Genomic DNA, 20,634 nt, shown 5'->3' on the forward strand with positions numbered 1-20,634 from the left:
GAGTACGAAAAGCAATATTAAACACCTTGTTCTCATCATCATTCTCTATAAGCATGACTCTTGCGCCTGTTTTTTTATGGCGCAGCAGATATCCTGTGGAACGGATATCCTTCAGATTTTCTTCTTTGATAATGTCATAAGCAAAAATTCTGTCCTTATTCATATCTGCCTCCGGTTTTTATTATTCATTATTGCTCTTTTAAGGCTGATTATTCCGGCAATCCTCCTTCTCCCGGAAACTGCAGTTCATACATTTCACGGGCGGCTTTTGTAAGAAGCTCAAGCTCCTTCTCCATACTGATATCCTTCGGAAGGCATACTGCTGTTTTGTAGATATCCTTCTGAAGCTTTGCCTTTGCATCATCCTCCTTAATGGTAATGATCCCGCACAGCATGGAATTATAAGAGCGGTCTGTTTTACAAAGATCCATATAAAGCTTTATCAGGTGACAGCATTCTCTGTAAAGAAGTTCCTTATGAAGCTCACTTTTATTGAGAAACTCTGTATATTTTACAGAATCCAGTTCCTTTCTGATCTCCTTCTGGGCGCTTTTTACCCCAAACCATCTGCTGCCTGCATTTTTATTAAATTCCATAGACATCCAGAATTTCAGATAGCCGTCTGCCACATTTGTTCCGTCATCCTTATAGCGGGCTTCCCAGATTTCCCGGCGGATCCCATTTGCCTCCATATCTTCACCGGATGCAAGAGCCTGCTCCAGAAGCGCCTTTCTCTTCCGGGGATCTGCCTCTCTGTAGTATTCTGCGATTGTGGGTGTATCCATAGTAATTTTCTCCTTTGATCCTGTGGTTTTATTCATTTTCATTACAGTATACAAGCTCTGTCTCTGCCAGATTCAGCGCTTCCTCGATCACTCTGTCCATATCCATGTAGCGGTACATGCCGAGCCTTCCGCCAAAGATCACATTTTTTTCTTCCAGAGCCCTGCGCTCATATTTCGCATACAGTTCATTGTTTGCAGGGTCGTTCACCGGATAATAAGGTTCCGCGCCTTTTGTCCATTCTGCAGAATACTCCCGGGTGATCACAGTTTTCGGCTGGGTACCGAACTCAAAATGTTTGTGCTCAATGATCCTTGTATAAGGAACCTCATAATCAGTATAATTTACTACCGCATTTCCCTGATAGTTGGCCATATCCAGCACTTCTGTCTCAAATCTGAGAGAGCGATAATCCAGAGGACCGTAGCAGTAATCATAAAACTCGTCCAGCATACCTGTAAACAGCACTTTTTCGGCCTGAGCGCAAAGCTCCTCTTTATTTGCAAAAAAATCTGTTTTCAGGATAACCTGAGTTCCTTCCAGCAGCTTTCGGATAATTTCCGTATATCCGCCTTTGGGGATTCCCTGATAAGGATCCTTAAAGTAATTATTGTCATATGTATAGCGAAGAGGAAGCCGCTTGATAATAAATGCAGGAAGCTCTCTGCACTCTCTTCCCCACTGTTTCCGGGTGTAGCCCTCGATCAGCTTTTCGTATACATCCTGTCCCACCAGAGCAAGAGCCTGTTCCTCCAGATTCCTGGGGTTTGTAATATGCATTCTGGAAATCTGTTCCCGGATTTTCGCCTCAGCTTCAGCCGGAGTGCGCACTCCCCACAGCTGATGAAACGTATTCATATTAAAGGGAAGATTGTAAAGCTCATCCTTATAGACAGCAATGGGAGAATTTACAAAATGGTTAAATTCTGCAAACTGATTCACATAATCCCACACGGTTTTATTGGATGTGTGAAAAATATGGGCGCCATATTTGTGAACCTGGATCCCCTCAATCTCTTCTGTATAAATATTTCCGCCAATGTGATCCCGCTTATCTATCACAAGGCAGGTTTTGCCGCATTTCACAGCCTCATGGGCAAACACAGAGCCGAAAAGCCCTGCTCCTACGATCAGGTAATCATATTTTTTCATGAAAAAACCCTCTTTCTTCTGAGTCATTATACCCTATAGTATAACAAATCAGGAAGAAAAAGGGTAGTCCTGTTTTATGACAGTCTTGTTTTGAAATCCTGGTATCCGAATCTTCTGATCAGCCGGAAATCCCCGGGATCTTCTTCCAGAACAATATCCGGAAGTGCCATTCCGTTAAAGGTATTATTTTTTACCATGGAATAAATGGCCATGTCACCGAATTCCAGAATATCGCCGCATTTTAATTTCCGGTCAAAGGAATAATCTCCGATCACGTCTCCCGCCAGACAGGTAGGGCCTCCCAGGCGGAAGGTAAAGGCTTTTTCTCCCGGCAGACCGGAGTCCTTCAGAGGGGGACGGTAAGGCATTTCCAGAACGTCCGGCATATGGCAGGCTGCAGAGGTATCCAGAATGGCAATGGACAGCTCGTTTTCCATAACCTCCAGTACTTCTGTCAAAAGGATTCCCGCATTTAGGGCAACGGCCTCCCCGGGCTCCAGATAAACCCGAACCCCATAGGTATCCTGTACATGGCGGATACATTTTTTCAGAAGCTCTCTGTCATAATCCTCTCTGGTAATGTGATGGCCTCCGCCGAAATTAATCCATTTCATCCGGTGCATGTAAGAGCCGAACTGCTCTTCCACCGCTTTCAGGGTGTCAGAAAGGGCATCGGAATTCTGTTCGCACAGGGTATGAAAATGAAGCCCCTCAATTCCATCCAGTAATTCTTCTGTAATCTGATCGATGGCAGTTCCAAGCCTGGATCCCGGCGCACAGGGATCGTATATCTCATGTCCCTCCTGGGTGGAAAAGCGGGGATTGATCCGAAGCCCCGGGCTTTTGCCTCCTGCAAGGATCTGATCCTTATATTTTTTTACCTGAGCCGGTGAATTCAGGATAATGTGATCGCAGAGACGGATGATCTCCGGCATTTCCTCTTCTCTGTACGCAGGCGAAAAAATATGGTTTTCTTTTCCCAGCTCCTCTGCCGCCAGTCTTGCTTCAAAAAGCCCGCTGGCAGCAGCGCCGTTGAGATATTTTCCGATCAGAGGATATACGGCAAACATGGAAAAGGCTTTCTGGGCAAGAAGAATCCGGCACCCGGTCTCCTGACAGATTTCCCTTAAAATCTCAAGATTTTTAATCAACTTTTCTTTTTGGATCACATAACAGGGCGTTCTCAGTTCCTCTCTTTTCATTTTGCCAAAACAACCTCTCTGTCATTAATCTACCAGATCCGGGTTTTCTTTGATCTTCCACGGAAGTCCCCATTTATTCAGAGCATCCATAAACGGATCCGGATCAAACTCTTCAATGTTAAATACGCCAGGTCCCTGCCAGGTTCCTGTCATCAGCATCATGGTTCCAATCATTGCCGGAACACCGGTGGTATAAGCAACTGCCTGAGAGCCCACTTCCTTATAGCACTCCTGATGATCGCAGGTATTGTAAATGTAAATTGTCTTTTCTACGCCGTCTTTTTTACCTGTAAAAATACAGCCGATGTTTGTTTTGCCCTTTGTTCTCGGGCCAAGAGAAGAAGGATCCGGAAGCACTGCCTTTAAGAACTGAAGCGGTATGATCTCTTTTCCCTCATACATGATCGGCTCAATAGAAGTCATTCCCACGTTTTCCAGGCAGCGGAGATGTGTGAGATAGCTTTCTCCGAAGGTCATAAAGAAGCGGATTCTTTTGATTCCCGGAATGTTAAGAGCCAGAGACTCAATTTCCTCGTGATGAAGAAGGTACATGTCTTTTTCGCCGATCTCCGGGAAGTCGTAAACTCTCTTGATCTCCATTGGCTCTGTTTCTACCCAGTGGCCGTCCTCCCAGTAGGAGCCCTTTGCGGAAACCTCACGGATGTTGATCTCCGGGTTAAAGTTTGTGGCAAAAGGATATCCATGGTCGCCTGCATTGCAGTCCAGAATGTCAATGTAATTGATCTCATCAAAATAATGTTTCAGAGCATAGGCAGAAAATACACTTGTTACGCCAGGATCAAAGCCGCTTCCCAGAAGAGCTGTGATTCCTGCTTTTTCATAACGCTCTTTGTAAGCCCACTGCCATTTGTATTCAAATTTGGCTGTATCCTCCGGCTCATAGTTTGCAGTGTCCACATAGTGAACTCCTGTTTCCAGGCAGGCATCCATAATATGAAGATCCTGATACGGAAGCGCAAGATTTAAAACCACATCCGGCTGTACCTTGCGGATCAAAGCCACCAGCTCTTCCACATTGTCAGCATCCACCTGAGCGGTTGTGATCTTTGTTTTTGTAGTTCCCTGAAGCTTTTCTTTCAGCGCGTCGCATTTGGATACTGTACGGCTTGCAATGCAGATTTCCTCAAAGACTTCGCTGTTCTGGCAGCATTTGTGAATTGCTACGGAAGCAACTCCTCCGCATCCGATAATTAACGCTTTTCCCATGAATGGTTCCTCCTTAAATATGTAAATATTAGTTTTTTATTTTTTCAGCGCAAGAAGCATCTCCCGGATGATCTTGCACGCAACTGCTGTTGACATTCCGCTGTGGTCGCAGGGAGGACAGAGTTCATTGACGTCGCAGCCTATGATGTTCAGGCTGTGGCATACCTCTGTGACATTTTTCATCAGGGTAAGAAAATCAACGCCTCCCGGCTCCGGCGTTCCGGTTCCCGGAAATACGGAAGGGTCCAGAACATCCAGATCAACAGTAAAATAAACAGGCTTTCCTTTCAGCTCCGGCAAAATCCCCGGAAGATCGTCAAGAGTAAAAGGATGAAAATCCGTATGACCGGATTTTGCCCAGTCAAACTCAGTCTTTTCTCCGGAACGTATTCCAAACTGGTGGATCCGTCCGTCACCCAGAATATCCCAGCAGCGTCTGATAACAGCCGCGTGGGACAGCTTTACCCCAAGATAATCCTCTCTCAGATCTGTGTGAGCGTCCAGATGGATGATATGAAGCTCCGGATACTGCCTGGCCGCCGCACGCACGGCTCCCAGTGTCACCAGATGCTCGCCGCCGATCATAAAGGGAAGTTTTTTATCCTTCAGGATGGTCTCTGCTGTTTTTTCAATCTCAGAAAGAACAAGCTCAGAATCTCCTATGGCAAGCTCCAGATCTCCCAGATCAAAGATCCGGCAGTCCTCAAGGTCTCTGTCCTGATAAGGACTGTATGTTTCCAGCCCGTAAGAATCATTCCTTACCGCCTGTCCTGCGAATCGCGTTCCCGGACGGAAGGAAGTGGTGGAATCAAAAGGCGCCCCGTAAAGCACAATGTCCGCTTCCTCATATCCGGCATCACAGCCAATAAAGTTCATTACTGATTTATTCAACATCTTCCAAAAGCTCCTCCACATATACCGGAAGGGCAAACACTCCGGCATGTAATCTTGGTTCGTAATATCTTGTATGGATTCCTTTCAGCTTCCAGGCCACTCCGTTCAGATCCGTAAGAGGATGATATTTCTTTGAAGCAAACCCAAACAGCCAGTGCCCGGAGGGATAAGAGGGCAGATGAGCCTGATATACCCTGCAGATCGGGAAGGTTTCCAGAATACGCTTGTGCATTCTCTGACACTGAAAGGCTTCCTCTGTATAAAAAGGACTTTCATTCTGATTGATCATGATTCCGTCCTCCCGGAGAGCACCGAAACAGTTCCCGTAGAATTCCTTTGTAAAAAGTCCCTCTCCCAGGCCAAAAGGATTGGGAGAGTCAATGATGATCAGATCATAGCAGTCTGTTTTTGACCGCACAAACCTGAGGCCGTCCTCGTGGAAAATCTGTACTCTGGGATCATTCAGGCTGCAGGCGATCTGAGGCAGGTACTTCCGGCACACCTCCACAAGAAGAGGATCGATCTCCACCATGTCGATATGCTCGATCTCCTCATACTTTACAAGCTCCCGGACAACGCCGCCGTCTCCTCCTCCGATTACCAGAACGTCCTTTACAAGAGGATGGACTGCCATTGGAACATGGGTGATCATTTCATGATAAATAAATTCATCCTTTTCTGTCAGAGTCAGATCTCCGTCCACAACAAGGATTTTGCCGAACTCCTTCGAGTCCAGCACATCAATCTGCTGAAATTCACTTTGAGCGCTGAAAAGCTGTTCTCTCACCCGGATAGAAAGCTTCACATCCTCTGTATGTTCATCAGAAAACCACATTTCCATGGCGCTACTCTCCCTTCACTACATTGAGATTCTCAATTTTTTCATCCTCAGGTCCTGTCATGGAGCAGCCCTTTTCCTTGGCATAAAGGATATACTCTATGATCTGGCCTGTGATCTTTTCTCCCGGAGCAAGAATGGGAATTCCCGGAGGATAGCACATGACAAATTCCCCGCAGATCCTTCCCTCTGTCTTTTCCACAGGGAGAGATTCCTTTTCTGAATAAAAAGATTCCTGAGGCGTCATCACAACCTGAGGGGAAAGATATTCCTGAGTAAGCATACCTGTCTTGTCCTTCTGGTATCTTCTCTTAATATCTGCAAGGGCGCTGACAAGACGCTCCACCTCCTGCTTTCTGTCCCCGATGGACAGATACGCCAGCATATTTCCAATATCTCCGAACTCAATCTGGATATCGTAATCGTCTCTTAAAATATCATAGACCTCGATTCCTGCCAGTCCGATCTCCAGTGTATGCACGGACAGCTTGGTGGGGTCAAAATCGTAAATGCTGTCCTGGTTGATCAGCTCGTTCCCAAAGGCATAATATCCTCCGATCCGGTTGATCTCTGTTCTGGCATATTCAGCCAGCTCCGCCACTCTCTGAAAGGATTCCTTTCCCCGAAGGGCAAGATTCCTTCTGGAAATATCAAGGCTTGAGAGAAGCAGGTAAGAAGCGCTTGTTGTCTGGGTAAGATTGATGATCTGACGCACATAACCGGGATGCATATTTTTTCCGATCAGAAGGAAAGAACTCTGGGTAAGGCTTCCTCCTGATTTATGCATACTGACAGAGGCCATATCCGCTCCTGCGTCCATGGCATTAACCGGAAAGCCTTCTCCGAAATAAAAATGTGTGCCGTGGGCCTCGTCTACCAGAACCTTCATATTCCTGTCATGGGCAAGCTTTACGATCTCCCGGAGATTGGAACAGATTCCATAATAAGTGGGATTGTTTACAAACACAGCCACTGCATCAGGATTTTCCTGAATGGCTTTCTCTACCTGTTCCAGCTTCATTCCCAGCGAAATACCAAGCCGGTTGTCCACATCCGGATTTACATAGATCGGTGTGGCTCCGCACAGTACAAGAGCGTTGATCACGCTTCTGTGTACATTTCTGGGCAAAATGATCTTATCGCCCTTCTTACAGCAGGTAAGAATCATGGTCTGAACCGAGGATGTCGTTCCCCCAACCATAAGAAATGCGCCTGCCGCGCCAAATGCTTCTGCTGCAAGCTGTTCTGCCTCCTTGATCACAGAAACCGGATGGCAGAGATTATCAAGGGGTTTCATAGAGTTTACGTCTATACTGACGCACTGACTTCCAAGTAAATTTACCAGTTCCGGATTTCCCCTTCCGTGTTTATGTCCCGGAACATCAAAGGGAACGATCCTCATTCTCCGGAATCGTTCCAGTGCCTCGTAAATTGGAGCCTTTTCCTGCGACATGTTTCAGCCTCCCTCCCGAAATTCATAGGAAATCCATTATTAAAACAAGTACTGTATTTTCCTATGGAACAAAAAAACGCAGGCAGGCGCATAACTTTGCATCTGCTTGCGTTTATTATCTTTATTCTTATAATTTCTTCTATATAATGTAAATTTTAATTATAAAAAACAGATAATGGATTAGAGTCTATATAGCAAATATTTTTACTTTTACTACTCTTATTGACCGTTTCACAAGTTATGCATGCGATACGCATACCGGTTATAAAGTAACCAACTTATAAAATTTGAGCTTCTAACTCAATCAATAATGCAGTTCCCTGGACTGCGTAAAATATTTGCATGGAAGACTTTCCTGACTGTTTTCCATACGTGTATATTTATACCATAAAACGACTTTATTTTCAAGAACTTTCTAAAAAAATCATCCTGGGTGATGGAATTTTACCAGGCTGTTTTATTCCGGAATAACTTATAATGCATTTATTCCAATTTAAGTCCCCTGTTTCCTGTATTTGCCTTGAATTTAAAGGATTTTCCGGCTTTTCCCGTTATTCCGGGTCTATAAACATGGCGTCCCCAAAGCTGAAGAAACGATACCGCTCTTTTACTGCCTCCTCATATGCAGCCATAATCCGGTCTTTTCCTGCAAGAGCAGAAACCAGCATCATCAGTGTGGACTCCGGCAGGTGGAAATTGGTGATCAGACCATCGATCATTTTAAACTGATAACCCGGATAAATAAAGATTTCCGTCCATCCGCTTCCTGCACGGAGAACACCATCTTCACCTGTGGCAGATTCCAGAGTACGGCAGCTTGTAGTCCCTACTGAGATCACACGGCCGCCCTGCTTCTTTGTGTCATTGATCAGCTTTGCCTGATCCTCTTCCACCACATAAAATTCCGAGTGCATGTGATGATTTTCCACATCGTCTACTTTTACCGGACGGAAGGTTCCAAGCCCCACATGAAGGGTCACATGAGCAATTTTTACACCCTTTTCCTGTACCTTCTGAAGAAGCTCCTGAGTAAAATGGAGCCCGGCTGTAGGAGCTGCCGCAGAACCGTCATTTTTTGCATAAACTGTCTGATAACGGTTTTTGTCCTCTAATTTGTGGGTAATGTACGGAGGCAGGGGCATTTCTCCCAGCTGATCCAGAATCTCCTCAAAAATGCCTTCATACTGGAACTGGATCAGGCGGTTTCCTTCCTCCACTACATCAATGATCTCGCCTTTCAGGATCCCGTCTCCAAAAACGATCTTCGCGCCCGGGCGGGCTTTTTTGCCCGGCTTTACCAGACATTCCCAGATATCATTTTCTTTCCGTTTCAGAAGAAGAATCTCAATAAGAGCTCCTGTCTCTTCCTTGTGACCATAAAGACGGGCAGGAATAACCCGGGTATCATTGACAACCAGACAGTCTCCCTCTTTCAGATAATCCAGAATATCCGTGAAATGACGGTGTTCCACACTTCCGTCCTTCATGGAAAGATGAAGAAGTCTGGAAGAGCTTCTGTCCTCCAGGGGATCCTGAGCGATCAGCTCCTGTGGAAGATCATAATAAAAATCTGATGTTTTCATAATACTACTCCTTATCTTCTGCCTTCTGGCTTTCTTCCTTCCATTGCTTTCTCCACTGGCGGATCTGATTCCATTCCCTGTTTGAAAGATCTGCCTTTTTCAGAAGATCCGGCCGCCATTTAGCCGTACGGTAAATGGACTGTTCTCTCCTCCACGCCTCTACATTGGCATGATGTCCGGAAAGAAGAACAGGAGGCACTTTTTTGTCATGCCAGGTTTCCGGTCTGCTGTACTGAGGATATTCCAGGAGACTGCCGGAAAAGGATTCCGTTTCACCGGATTCCTGATTGGTAAGAACCCCCGGAACCATACGGGAAATAGAATCCATCATCACCATGGCCGGAAGCTCGCCTCCGGTAAGCACATAATCTCCGATAGAAACATAATCCGTGACGATCTCCTCAAGAACCCTCTCGTCAATTCCCTCGTAATGACCGCAGAGAAAAACAAGATCCTTTTCTTTTGCAAAGTCCCTGGCCATTTCCTGGTTAAAAACCTTTCCCTGAGGAGTCAGATAAATAACCCTGGGCTGATACCCGATCTTTTTTTCAACGGATTCATAGGCAAGATACACAGGCTCTGCCTGCATCAGCATTCCGGCGCCGCCTCCATAGGGATAATCGTCAACCTTCTGATGCTTATTAAATGCATAGTCCCGGATATTAACTGCTTCGATATCCAGAAAGCCGCCTGCCATGGCCCGGCCGATAATACTGGTATTCATCCCGTCCCGGATCATGTCCGGAAAAAGCGTCAGCACATGAAAATTCATTATATCAGCCCTTTCATCAAATGTATGGTCATAACATTCTTCTCCAGATCCACATCCAGAATACATTCCTTAATAGCCGGCAGAAGAACCTCGCCATGTTCCGCAGAGTCAATAATATAAACATCATTGGCGCCTGTTTCCATTACATCTTTTAATGTGCCGAATTCCTGTCCGTCCTCCAGGACAACTGACATTCCCAGAAGATCCGCAATATAATATTCATCCTCTTCCAGCTCCTGTCCCTCTTCCCGTGGGATCCAGAGATCACGGCCTTTATATTTTTCAATGTCGTTAATGTTATCGACACCCTTAAATTTCAGAATTACAAGATTTTTAAAAAACTTTACATTTTTAATCTCAAGCTTTCGAAGCTCTCTTCCGGTATCCAGAAGCACATAATCAAGCTCCAGAAAACGTTCCGGCTCATCTGTTGTGGGGTATACCTTTGCCTCGCCCCTGACGCCGTGAGTAGTGGTGATCACACCAACCTTCAGTAAATCTTCCATAAATAAAACTCCCTGTAGTTAAAGAAGGAGCTATGTTTCCACAGCTCCTGTTTCTTACTTATGATATTGCGAAAGCCCTGTTTACTGCAGGATATCCACAATCACTTTTTTGCTGCTCTTTGAAGAAGCGGCCTTCACTACGGTACGGATCGCTTTGGCAATACGTCCCTGTCTTCCGATGACCTTGCCCATGTCAGCCGGTCCCACCTTCAGTTCAATAATAACTGCATCTTCCTTTTCGTTTTCGGTGACAACCACCTCGTCCGGATGATCTACAAGAGATTTTGCAATTACTTCTACCAGTTTTTTCATTACATACCTCCCTGCACTGCATTCTGCAGGACTTCTACAGTAATAGGAAAAAATACCCTCTCCGGTATTTCTTATTTCTCAATTCCGGCTGCTTTCAGGATCTTAGCAACAACTTCTGTAGGCTGAGCACCTGCTGCAAGCCATTTCTTAGCAGCTTCCTCATCTACTTTGTATGCGCTTGGCTCAAGGTTCGGATCATAAGTACCGATCTCTGCGATGCATTTTCCATCACGTTTGCAACGGGAATCTGCAACTACGATTCTATAAAAAGGTGCCTTCTTCTGTCCCATTCTTCTTAATCTGATTTTTACTGCCATTTTTGTTTTCCTCCATTTATCTCTTTTCTTTTTTTGTTAATTTATATTAAAAGGGAAGCTTAAAGCCGCCTCTTTTACCCATTTTACCGCCCATCATTCCGGGCATCTGTTTCATCATTTTCTTGCTCTGCTCAAACTGCTTTACAAGACGGTTGACCTCCGCTATATCCACCCCTGCGCCTCTGGCAATACGGTTTTTGCGGGATACATTCAGGATTGCCGGATTTGTCCGCTCCTGAGGGGTCATGGAAAGAATGATCGACTTGGTACGCTCCAGCGCGCTTTCATCTACCATACCTTCAATATCCTTCATCTTGCTGCCAACTCCCGGAAGCATATTCAGGATACTGCCGATTCCTCCCATTTTTTTCATCTGTTCCATACTGGTGAGATAGTCGTTAAAGTCAAAATCCATTTTTTTGAGCTTTTTCTGCATCTCAGCAGCCTGTTCCTGATCAATGGCAGCCTCGGCCTTTTCGATGAGGCTCATAACATCGCCCATTCCAAGGATTCTGGAAGCCATTCTCTCCGGATAAAACTGTTCCAGATCAGAAAGCTTTTCGCCCATACCCACATAGAGGATCGGCTTTCCTGTTACTGCCTTAATGGAAAGCGCCGCACCGCCTCTGGTGTCACCGTCCATCTTGGTAAGGATCACTCCGTCAATTCCTACTTTATCTGTAAAGGTCTTTGCCACATTTACAGCATCCTGACCGGTCATTGCATCCACGATCAGAAGAGTGGCATCCACCTGTACATTCGCCTTAATATCAGCAAGCTCCTGCATCATATCCTCATCTACATGAAGACGTCCTGCAGTATCCAGAAGCACAACATTCTGCTGATTTGCTTTTGCATGCTCCACTGCTGCCTTTGCAATATTTACAGGGTTCTGTTTATCTCCCATGGAAAATACTTCCACGCCCTGTTTTTCACCATTGACCTGAAGCTGAGTAATCGCAGCCGGTCTGTAAACATCACAGGCAACCAGAAGCGGACGCTTGCCCTTTGATTTCAGCTTGCCAGCAAGCTTGGCAACTGTTGTTGTCTTACCTGCACCCTGAAGACCTGCCATCATAAGAACCGTAATGTCATTACCCGGTTTGATCGGCAGCTCTGTTGTCTCACTTCCCATCAGATTCACAAGCTCTTCATTTACGATCTTGATAACCATCTGTCCTGGATTCAGTCCGTTCATCACGTCCTGTCCCACCGCGCGCTCCTGAACAGCTTTGGTGAACTGCTTTACAACCCGAAAGTTTACATCAGCCTCCAGAAGAGCCATTTTGACCTCTTTCAGAGCAATCTTAACATCTTCCTCTGTAAGACGTCCTTTTCCTCTAAGCTTTTTAAATACATTTTGTAATTTTTCTGTCAAGCTCTCAAACGCCATGCTTTATAACTCCTCTAATATCTCTTTGGAAATTTCTGTAATCTCCCGGTCCTGATACTTCTCTGCAATCTGGCTGATTCTCTGAACCTGCTTCTTAATACAGAGAAATTTTTCTACCAGATGCAGTTTCTTTTCATATTCTTCCAGAGTATGATTGCAGCGCCGGATCATGTCATGAACGCCCTGACGGCTGATCCCAAGCTCCTCCGCTACTTCACTGAGGGAAAAATCTTCCAGTACCACGCTTTCATATACCTGCTGCTGGCGCTCTGTAAGAAGCTCCCCGTAAAAATCATATAATAATGTCTGCTCTACAAACTTCTCCATCTGATAATCACCTTGTGTATCATACCCTATATGGCTGCCGGTGTCAAGTATTTTTTCTTTACAAACTGACGTTTGTGTTGTTTCGTCTTTGTTTATACTATTATAAATCAAATGTTTCCAGATTTTCTTATTTTCGTCTTACACCGTCTTATTTCATCTTAAATTTTTAATTTGTCACAGAAATTGTCACAGACTACTAGGATATTTTCACAGTCCTCGCAACGTTCTCCTGCTCTTTTTGCTTATCCTCTGTAAGATGTGTATAGGTGTCCAACGTAATTGATGTAGATGCATGTCCCATTATAAATCCATAATCCGCTTTTCTATATCTGGTCAAAGATGTAAAAATGTCTGATACCAAAAGTAAATAAATATAGAGGCTTTACGCCAGCATTTGTATCTGCAATTTTCCGGAAGATTGGCACAAATCTAAAGGAATGAAGAACCGTCTTTATTTTGTCAGGGCGTTTTCTTCGTTTTCTGCTTGTATCCTACTGCCAGATGTGCTATATTGATAATAGAAAAAGGGAAAGCCAGAAACACACGGCCTACCCTTAAACAATCAGCAACTTACCTTTTTACAAGGTCAGCCGTTCACTATTTGCGGTAGTGGGCGGCTATTTTCTTCCCTTGAAGATCTCATAAATGAGACTGGCAAGGGCAACCAACAAGATACCTATCTGGATTAAATCCGAATATGTAACATACATTGGCATCGCCCTCCTTTCCTCTTTGGTCTGGAGGGTTAGCCCCTCCGAAATGGAGGGCAGGCCGCCTTTTATGTGCTCTGACTTTCCGTAATGCCAGTATAGCATACTTTCCCTTTATCAGGCAATCAATTATTTCCAGTTATCTTCCCAGTTATCTTCGATTTTGACAGAAGGAATTATTTTCTCAGCAATCACACAAATTTCTGCTCCCAAAACCCTTTTCTTTGTCCCTATCGAAATCTGTCACAAAATCCTATTTTTAATTCCCAGACGCCGCATAAACACAGCATTTTTAAAATATTCATGTCAAAAATTTTTTCTTTACAAGCTTTTATTCCCTACACCCAGTCTCCGGGATGTTCTGCGTCAAAGTCAAATACAAATCTCTCATAGGCATTGATCACATGAGTGTCCTGGTACTTATCGTAGCGCTTATGTTTCCTTCCATACGACATATGCACATGCCCGTGAAGGAAATATTTAGGACGGTACTTTTCCATCAGCTTCAAAAACGCCTTAAATCCCTGATGCGGCAGATCTCTTCCATCGTTCAGCTGATATGCCGGAGCATGAGTAACCAGAATGTCAAACCCTCTCCTCCACAAAAGCTTTGGAAACAGCTTAAAGATTCTTCGTCGCATCTCTCTTTCCGTAAACTGATAAATCCCGGGTTTATACCGCATGGAGCCGCCCAGCCCCAAGATCCTGACCCCCTCATGCACATAAATGGTATCATCAATGCAGATACACCCGTCCGGCGGAATCCTTTCATATTTATCGTCATGATTCCCATGAACATAAAGGACAGGCGCGGAAGTAAAGGTTGCAAGAAATGACAGATATCGTGGGTCCAGATCCCCGCATGAAATAATAAGATCAATCCCCTCCAGTTTACTTTTCTCAAAAAAATCCCACAGGTACTTTGATTCTTCATCTGCGATCGCAAGTATTTTCATATTACTGTCCCTTCTCCACGCCCTGCTGCAATGTGACAGGCTTTGCCTGCTCCGTAAGCTGCCAGCTTTTCGGAATGGAACCAATTACATTATCTGCCAGCCAGTCCATGGTAATGATCTCTTCCGGAGACAGACTTCCCTGAGGATCATCCCGAATCACACCATTCTGTGAATAAAGCACACCGGAAAACGGATTAAATTCTCCGCGGCTGATAGTCTCTTTCAGAAGCTCCACAAGGTGCTGGGTTCCTGTCGGAAGTGTATGAGAACAGATCACATCTACAACGTTGGAGGACATTCCCCACCAGTAGTTAATGGCTTTCTTTTCTGAGCTGCTGTCGTCATATTTCCAGGTTCCGTTCATAACAGTGCGGATCAGCTCCTCATAAAATTTGCCCCAGTGCCACAAAGGCATGGCAAGGTTATGCGGCATTCCGTTTTCCATACGGTACAGCCCGAAGTATCTGGACGCATCTTCCGGAATCACCATATCACGTCCTGATACCACGGAAACCTCCTTTTCCCGGATTCTCTCCATGACCTGACCAAGATCATCATCCTTTAAGGTTGACCACTCCAGATATACCTTTGCTCTTGGATTCACCATGGCAGCACCCAGCGCAAAGGCATTGATATTTGCAATAGTTCCAAAAATAGGATAGTCCGCGATGTAGGCAAGTCTGCCGTTTTCGGACATTGCCCCTGCAATTGCGCCCATCAGGAATTTTGCCTCGTGCATTCTCGCATAATAAGTCCGGATATACCGGTGTGATGTATTCAGAGAACAGTTCAGTATCCTGATATCAGGATTTGCAATCGCTGCCTGGACACTTGCCTGGACAAAGGCGGGAGTTGTGGTAAAGATCATATTGCAGCCCTTTGCAATGGCGTCTGCAATAGCTTTTTCCGCAAGCTCCGGAACGATGTTTTCATAGCACATGGTAGTAACTTCATCCGGAAATGTCTGTTCCAGATGAAGACGTCCCAGTTCATGAGCATAGGTCCATGCGGAGGAACCGGGAGTTTTCGCATAGATAAAGGCAATCTTCAGCTTGGTGGAGCCTGTGAGAAGTCTGCTGAGCAAAGGCTTCTTTTCCCTGTTGGGATCCATCTTCAGATCGATCTCGTTGTCATGCTCCAGAAGCTTAAATTCCTCCCAGCTTTTATTAACAAGCTTTTTCAGTTCTGCAACTGTTTTCTGGCATACTGCCTGATAACCATAAACAGTAATAAAAGCAAGAAAGGCATCTCCCGCTGTAATCGAAAGTTTTTTCCCTCCTGCTGCCTGGAATTCCAGCGCAAATCTGGAATAAACAGAGCTGAAATTCAGTTTATCGTCATCATCCCAGACCTCTTTCGGCCCTTTTCCAATCAGACTCTGCAGTCTGGCAAAGCTTCCCTCCTTTGTAAACCATATGTAGTTTACTTTGGAAAGCTCGTAAAAGTCCACAAACTCATAATAAATCTTATTTTCCTTTTCTTCTGTTTTCGGCGGAAGGATACGGGTAACAACACCCGGAACAGAAACAGCGTCATAGTACTTCAGAACACTGACCCTTTTATTTCCTTCCTCCACATAAAATTTATTCATGTATTCATAGGCCTTGATCGGGTCACGAATCCCTTCGTTTACATGACTTTCTCCAAGAGCCGCCCACTTATAGGCAAATTCTGTATTTTCACGCAGAATGGGCATAAAATTCCCTGCAAAGGCATTGCTTCTGGATTCTGTTTTTGTTCCCACAATCTGCTCCATGGGAATCTGAACCAGTCCCAGAGAAACTTCTGAACAGGATCCCCGGGCAGGCAGAATATCGTCCAGCACCTCTAACGTAGGCTTTTCTCCCTTCATCATTCTGGCCTGATAATCTTTTTTTCCAAGCTTATACGCCTTGTTATACTCTTCCAGCATTTATGTATCCCTCCAATACTTTCACTGTATTTATTTTTCTGCATTTCTTTTTTATAAATATACCCCAGCTCCCTTTCTGACGCAAGCGTAAAAATACCAGAAAAATCCTCCTGTCTCAGTCAGTATGACGGATTTTCTCTTATAGTTTCCGTCATTTCAAAGCGCCTCCGGTAATGGTGTTCTGCAAAAATATGTTCTTGCCATTTTTATTTGTATAGAGTATTCTTTACATTAGAAAGATTTATTTAAGGAGGATTCTTTATGGAAAAATCAAAAGTATACTATACCAGCATGAGAACCGGATTTGACAACGGACTTCTGGACAAACTGAAACGCCTGATCAAAAAGGCCGGTATCGAAAACATTGATTTTGACGGAAAATATACTGCCATTAAAATGCACTTCGGAGAGCCCGGCAATCTGGCATTTCTCCGTCCCAATTATGCAAAAGTAGTTGCGGATACTGTAAAAGAGCTTGGCGGAAAGCCGTTTCTTACAGACTGCAACACCCTTTATGTAGGCGGACGCAAAAATGCTCTGGATCATATAGAAAGTGCTTATGTAAACGGCTTTTCTCCACTTTCCACCGGCTGCCATATCATTATCGGAGACGGTCTGAAAGGCACGGACGAAGTATATGTCCCTGTAGAAGGCGGAGAATATGTAAAAGAGGCAAAAATCGGACGTGCGATCATGGATGCGGATGTGTTTATCTCTCTGGCCCACTTTAAAGGTCACGAGGCTACCGGCTTTGGCGGAACCCTGAAAAATATCGGAATGGGCTGCGGCTCCCGGGCCGGAAAAATGGAAATGCACAGCGCCGGAAAGCCTCATGTAGAGGAAGAGCTGTGCATCGGCTGCCACCGCTGCGAAAAGATCTGCGCTCATGATGCGCCTCAGTTTAAAGACAAAAAAGCTTCCATCGACCACAACAAATGCGTAGGCTGCGGAAGATGTATCGGTGTCTGTCCAAAAGATGCCATCGTTGCAGCCTCTGACGAATCCAATGATATCCTGAACTGCAAAATCGCAGAATACACAAAGGCTGTTGTTGACGGACGCCCTGCTTTTTACATTAACCTGGTGATCGACGTATCTCCTTACTGTGACTGCCACGCCGAAAACGACGCAGCCATTGTTCCGGATGTGGGATTCTTTGCCTCCTTTGACCCGGTGGCTCTTGACATTGCATGCGCAGATGCAGTAAATGCCCAGCCGGTGATCTCCAATACCTGCCTTTCTGAAGCAGACCACGAAGGTCACGACCACTTCGGAGCCATGTTTCCCACCACAGACTGGAGAACCTGCATTGAACATGCCAAAAAGATCGGCCTTGGCACAGATGAATATGAGCTGGTTGTAGTCAAATAAATACAATCGAGGAGGTAAATAATAGTCAAGCATGGATGGACATCCTAACTTGGCTATTATTTGATTACAAAAGATTTGATTCAAAACTTTCGTCATTCTCCAATAACCTTTTCTGCTACAGGCAAGTTCTTTTGCTTTCCAATGTTCCATTCCTAATGCTTTCAGCATTCGATACTTTGTCTTTATTTTCTTCCATTGTTTTCAATAGACAGCCCGAATCCTACGCCTTGCCCATTCATCCGTTGTTTTGAGAAGCCCTTTCATATCTGCTCGTTATTACTGACGGATTTCATACTCTGTTTTTATCCGCTGACGAGGCCTCCCTTGGTACCACATATCACTTTCTCTCCATCTATCTGCCACATCTACTACAGTTAATTCCGAGTAGTTATTGGACTTTAGTTTGTTTCGCAACCTTATCCTTAACTATAGCCTCATGTGATTTCTGTTCGTCAGACCAGAAATTTGCCATCCGACTTCCTTCTGATTCCACCTCACGATGGACACCTTTGTCATTAGCTGTATCCTTCCCACTATTAGGGACTTTCACCCCTTATGACTTTTATATAAATTACAGCGCTACCTTTTCGGTACAGGAGCTTCCGTTTTGCGGTCAGGCGGATGATATAATCCTGATCCATAACAAAGACTCCTTTTCCAAACAATGCTACCACACGCTTTATGGCTGAAAAAGTAATCTTATTTATAAATCAGAACACATCAGAAGCAATGATTGTCCTTATTGCAGAAATTGCTTCTTTATATCCAACCGGATGATGCTGAAAATAGGTAGTGATTGCTTCATAGTCAGAACGGTAAACTTCATCTTTAATTATTTTCTCAAGAATTTCAGAAATCACTACTCCTTCCTGAGCAGACGGACAAATTGAAAGTTTTGCCCGGTGTAAGCGAATTTCTGATACCAGCTCTTTATATTCCTCTGTCAAATCTATTCGAGGCAATAACATATATAAATCATAAATATGTCTGGAATTTCTCTGTATCTTCCCAGATATATAATAATCACAGATTGCAAAGACTTTATCCGCAAATGTTCTTTCCAAACTTTGTAACGTCATTTCAAAAGGCTGAAGCTGATATTCCCGAATAATATCCTCATTCTCCTGCTGCAGATATTGATAAACATAGCTGTCCACCGGAAGCTTTATAGTTGGAAATGATACAGATCCAAGAGACACCTCCATTTTAACTCCAGGAAGCAAGCTCTCCTGAATATATCCGCCAATCGGCTTATAATCAAATGTATAGCAATTATAATCTCTCCTGCTTCTTGCATTTTCCCAGTCAGATATTGGCAGCCCCAATCGTCGGCTTATTCCTGCTATCGTTTTATCTTTAAGATTTTTTCGTTGTCCTTGCGTCAGATCTTCTGAAAATGCAATATCTATGTCTTCTGAAAAACGGTCAATCGCATGATGACACTTAGAAAGTGATGTCCCGCCCTTAAAAACGCAGTCCGGTACTTCCTCTGACAGCAGTTTTAAAATCATAGTTACATAATAATCTTTTTCTACAATTGCTATCGTCTGACTTTGTGATTCTGCCGTTGCTTCAATAACATCTTTAAATAATTCCTTATCCTCATGCAAAAACATCAAAAACCCTCATTTCGTACATATTTTTATAAATACGTTCCGGATACTTTTTAATATATTGATCTACTTCTTCCCGGCTGATTCCCTCGTTTTGAATATAAGTTTTTACTCTCGAATACGAATCCTCCATATCCTCATCTGCGTATTGCGTGATATTGCTCAACAAATCTAACAGCTGTAAAGTACGATAGTTTTTTTCTGTAATAATAATTCGTGACTTTCGCAATACAATTTTTCTTCCTTTCATGTCAATTTCCCTAAAACGGGAACTGGCATTGTTAGATACAATCTCAACCACATATGGAACTTGTGTCGTAATCCCCAATTGATTTGCAAATGTATAACCGGAATAATAACCTTCCACTCTACCATTTCTATAAATATATTTTGCTCTTGCAACCACATCTGCCCCTAATGGTACACCGCCCTTTAACCGACTCTGCTTGGGAATATAATAAACACCCTTATCAAAACGATTAATTTTACCGGAATCACACAACTCTTTAAACATTTTTCGGAGATTAACAGCTGATACTGGAAGCTGGACATCAGAAACAAATATCGGTTCATTCGGTTTATAATTCTCTTCTAAGTATTCGTACAGCATTCTTTTCCCTCCTTTGTCACAACTTTTTACAACAATTGTTCATTTTCGTTACTTCTATTATATTGCGCATCTGCATCCCTTGTCAATAGTCCAATCACAAGCATTTTCTATTATGTACTTCCGGTTTTTTATAAATCAATTCTCACACCATATACATACAGTCAATATAGTTCTGCGTTATCCTTAATATTATATCCGGAATTTCTTCTCTTCAGTAAAAAATATATTTTCATCTCGGATTCTCTTTCTCCAATATTTTTTCTGATTAAATGTGCATTTATACTCAGACTTTCCGGATATCCATTATGTAAGCTTAAGCGCTTACTTTTAATAATCATTTGAATCTCAAATGCAGAAGATCCTTTTTCCACTGTTTTTGATGGCGGCTGTTCTGGTCTCAGCACTGGAAGTTCTACAAAACCAGCCTGTTTTAAAGCTGCTTCTTTTACTTTACGCAGCCAATACTAGTAAGCATCTCTGGATAGCCCGTGCTGTTCACAATAGATATCAACTTTTTGCCCACTGGCTTTACAATCTTTTATAATTGCAGCCCATTCGTGCGATCAAATTTGTCGGGTAGCTAACTTGGCGTTCATGATCAATACCTCCTGTAGTGTTTTTGGAGGTAGCAGAAAGTTGACGGGTTATTCACCATTTACAATATATGGTGCTAGAATATAAATAGTACAAGTCAAAATGAGAA

Annotated in this window: 19 protein-coding genes; 1 reads left to right on the forward strand and 18 read right to left on the reverse strand. The window is 43.9% G+C overall.

The window, feature by feature from the left end; translation table 11 throughout:
• Window positions 1-209: 209 nt before the first annotated feature.
• The 16 genes from QVP40_RS10610 to QVP40_RS10685 all read right to left on the reverse strand — a co-directional run bounded on the left by QVP40_RS10610 (window position 210) and on the right by QVP40_RS10685 (window position 16,337).
• On the reverse strand, window positions 210-785 hold the full coding sequence (locus tag QVP40_RS10610; protein WP_022068395.1) for a DUF6553 family protein: 576 nt from the start codon (window positions 783-785) through the stop codon (window positions 210-212).
• A gap of 28 nt (window positions 786-813) precedes the next feature.
• Window positions 814-1,935: a UDP-galactopyranose mutase gene (gene glf / locus QVP40_RS10615; protein WP_022068396.1), complete on the reverse strand. Its 1,122-nt coding sequence runs from the start codon at window positions 1,933-1,935 to the stop codon at window positions 814-816.
• A gap of 74 nt (window positions 1,936-2,009) precedes the next feature.
• Window positions 2,010-3,137 carry a carboxynorspermidine decarboxylase gene (gene nspC, locus QVP40_RS10620; RefSeq protein WP_022068397.1) on the reverse strand — a complete coding sequence of 376 codons (1,128 nt, stop codon included), beginning with the start codon at window positions 3,135-3,137 and terminating at the stop codon, window positions 2,010-2,012.
• Between the two features lie 24 nt (window positions 3,138-3,161).
• Entirely contained in the window at window positions 3,162-4,364 is a 1,203-nt protein-coding gene (locus QVP40_RS10625; protein WP_022068398.1) for a saccharopine dehydrogenase family protein, read from the reverse strand.
• Window positions 4,365-4,400: 36 nt separating this feature from the next.
• Window positions 4,401-5,258, reverse strand: a complete 858-nt coding sequence (gene speB, locus QVP40_RS10630; protein ID WP_022068399.1) for an agmatinase — start codon at window positions 5,256-5,258, stop codon at window positions 4,401-4,403.
• Window positions 5,248-6,099: a polyamine aminopropyltransferase gene (gene speE, locus QVP40_RS10635; protein ID WP_022068400.1), complete on the reverse strand. Its 852-nt coding sequence runs from the start codon at window positions 6,097-6,099 to the stop codon at window positions 5,248-5,250. The genes speB and speE overlap by 11 nt, the downstream gene beginning before the upstream one ends.
• A gap of 4 nt (window positions 6,100-6,103) precedes the next feature.
• Entirely contained in the window at window positions 6,104-7,549 is a 1,446-nt protein-coding gene (locus tag QVP40_RS10640; protein ID WP_022068401.1) for an aminotransferase class I/II-fold pyridoxal phosphate-dependent enzyme, read from the reverse strand.
• Window positions 7,550-8,100: 551 nt separating this feature from the next.
• A complete protein-coding gene (queA, locus tag QVP40_RS10645; RefSeq protein WP_022068402.1) occupies window positions 8,101-9,132 on the reverse strand; it encodes a tRNA preQ1(34) S-adenosylmethionine ribosyltransferase-isomerase QueA in 1,032 nt (343 codons plus the stop codon).
• A 4-nt stretch (window positions 9,133-9,136) separates the two neighbouring features.
• Window positions 9,137-9,904 (reverse strand): tRNA (guanosine(37)-N1)-methyltransferase TrmD, encoded by a 768-nt coding sequence (gene trmD / locus QVP40_RS10650; RefSeq protein ID WP_022068403.1) that lies wholly within the window; start codon window positions 9,902-9,904, stop codon window positions 9,137-9,139.
• Window positions 9,904-10,410, reverse strand: a complete 507-nt coding sequence (rimM, locus tag QVP40_RS10655) for a ribosome maturation factor RimM (RefSeq protein WP_022068404.1) — start codon at window positions 10,408-10,410, stop codon at window positions 9,904-9,906. Before rimM ends, trmD begins: the two co-directional genes overlap by 1 nt.
• An 81-nt stretch (window positions 10,411-10,491) precedes the next feature.
• Window positions 10,492-10,722: a KH domain-containing protein gene (locus tag QVP40_RS10660; protein WP_022068405.1), complete on the reverse strand. Its 231-nt coding sequence runs from the start codon at window positions 10,720-10,722 to the stop codon at window positions 10,492-10,494.
• A gap of 71 nt (window positions 10,723-10,793) precedes the next feature.
• Window positions 10,794-11,039 (reverse strand): 30S ribosomal protein S16, encoded by a 246-nt coding sequence (rpsP, locus tag QVP40_RS10665; RefSeq protein ID WP_022068406.1) that lies wholly within the window; start codon window positions 11,037-11,039, stop codon window positions 10,794-10,796.
• Between the two features lie 46 nt (window positions 11,040-11,085).
• Window positions 11,086-12,432, reverse strand: coding sequence for a signal recognition particle protein (gene ffh, locus QVP40_RS10670; RefSeq protein ID WP_022068407.1), 1,347 nt, complete (start codon window positions 12,430-12,432; stop codon window positions 11,086-11,088).
• A gap of 3 nt (window positions 12,433-12,435) precedes the next feature.
• Window positions 12,436-12,759, reverse strand: coding sequence for a YlxM family DNA-binding protein (ylxM, locus tag QVP40_RS10675; protein WP_138270866.1), 324 nt, complete (start codon window positions 12,757-12,759; stop codon window positions 12,436-12,438).
• Window positions 12,760-13,807: 1,048 nt separating this feature from the next.
• Window positions 13,808-14,425, reverse strand: a complete 618-nt coding sequence (locus tag QVP40_RS10680; RefSeq protein WP_022068409.1) for a metallophosphoesterase family protein — start codon at window positions 14,423-14,425, stop codon at window positions 13,808-13,810.
• Window position 14,426: 1 nt separating this feature from the next.
• On the reverse strand, window positions 14,427-16,337 hold the full coding sequence (locus QVP40_RS10685) for a BMP family ABC transporter substrate-binding protein (protein WP_022068410.1): 1,911 nt from the start codon (window positions 16,335-16,337) through the stop codon (window positions 14,427-14,429).
• 261 nt (window positions 16,338-16,598) lie between these two features.
• Between QVP40_RS10685 and QVP40_RS10690 the strand changes: the two genes are divergently transcribed.
• Window positions 16,599-17,708 carry a DUF362 domain-containing protein gene (locus tag QVP40_RS10690; protein WP_022068411.1) on the forward strand — a complete coding sequence of 370 codons (1,110 nt, stop codon included), beginning with the start codon at window positions 16,599-16,601 and terminating at the stop codon, window positions 17,706-17,708.
• A 710-nt stretch (window positions 17,709-18,418) separates the two neighbouring features.
• Here QVP40_RS10690 and QVP40_RS10695 read toward each other — a convergent pair.
• Window positions 18,419-19,324 carry a nucleotidyl transferase AbiEii/AbiGii toxin family protein gene (locus QVP40_RS10695; RefSeq protein WP_022068412.1) on the reverse strand — a complete coding sequence of 302 codons (906 nt, stop codon included), beginning with the start codon at window positions 19,322-19,324 and terminating at the stop codon, window positions 18,419-18,421.
• A complete protein-coding gene (locus QVP40_RS10700; RefSeq protein ID WP_022068413.1) occupies window positions 19,311-19,931 on the reverse strand; it encodes a DUF6088 family protein in 621 nt (206 codons plus the stop codon). The genes QVP40_RS10695 and QVP40_RS10700 overlap by 14 nt, the downstream gene beginning before the upstream one ends.
• Window positions 19,932-20,634: the final 703 nt, after the last annotated feature.

Origin of the sequence: Blautia sp. CAG:257, assembly GCF_000433815.1 — a bacterium.
Lineage (GTDB): Bacteria > Bacillota > Clostridia > Lachnospirales > Lachnospiraceae > Blautia_A > Blautia_A caecimuris.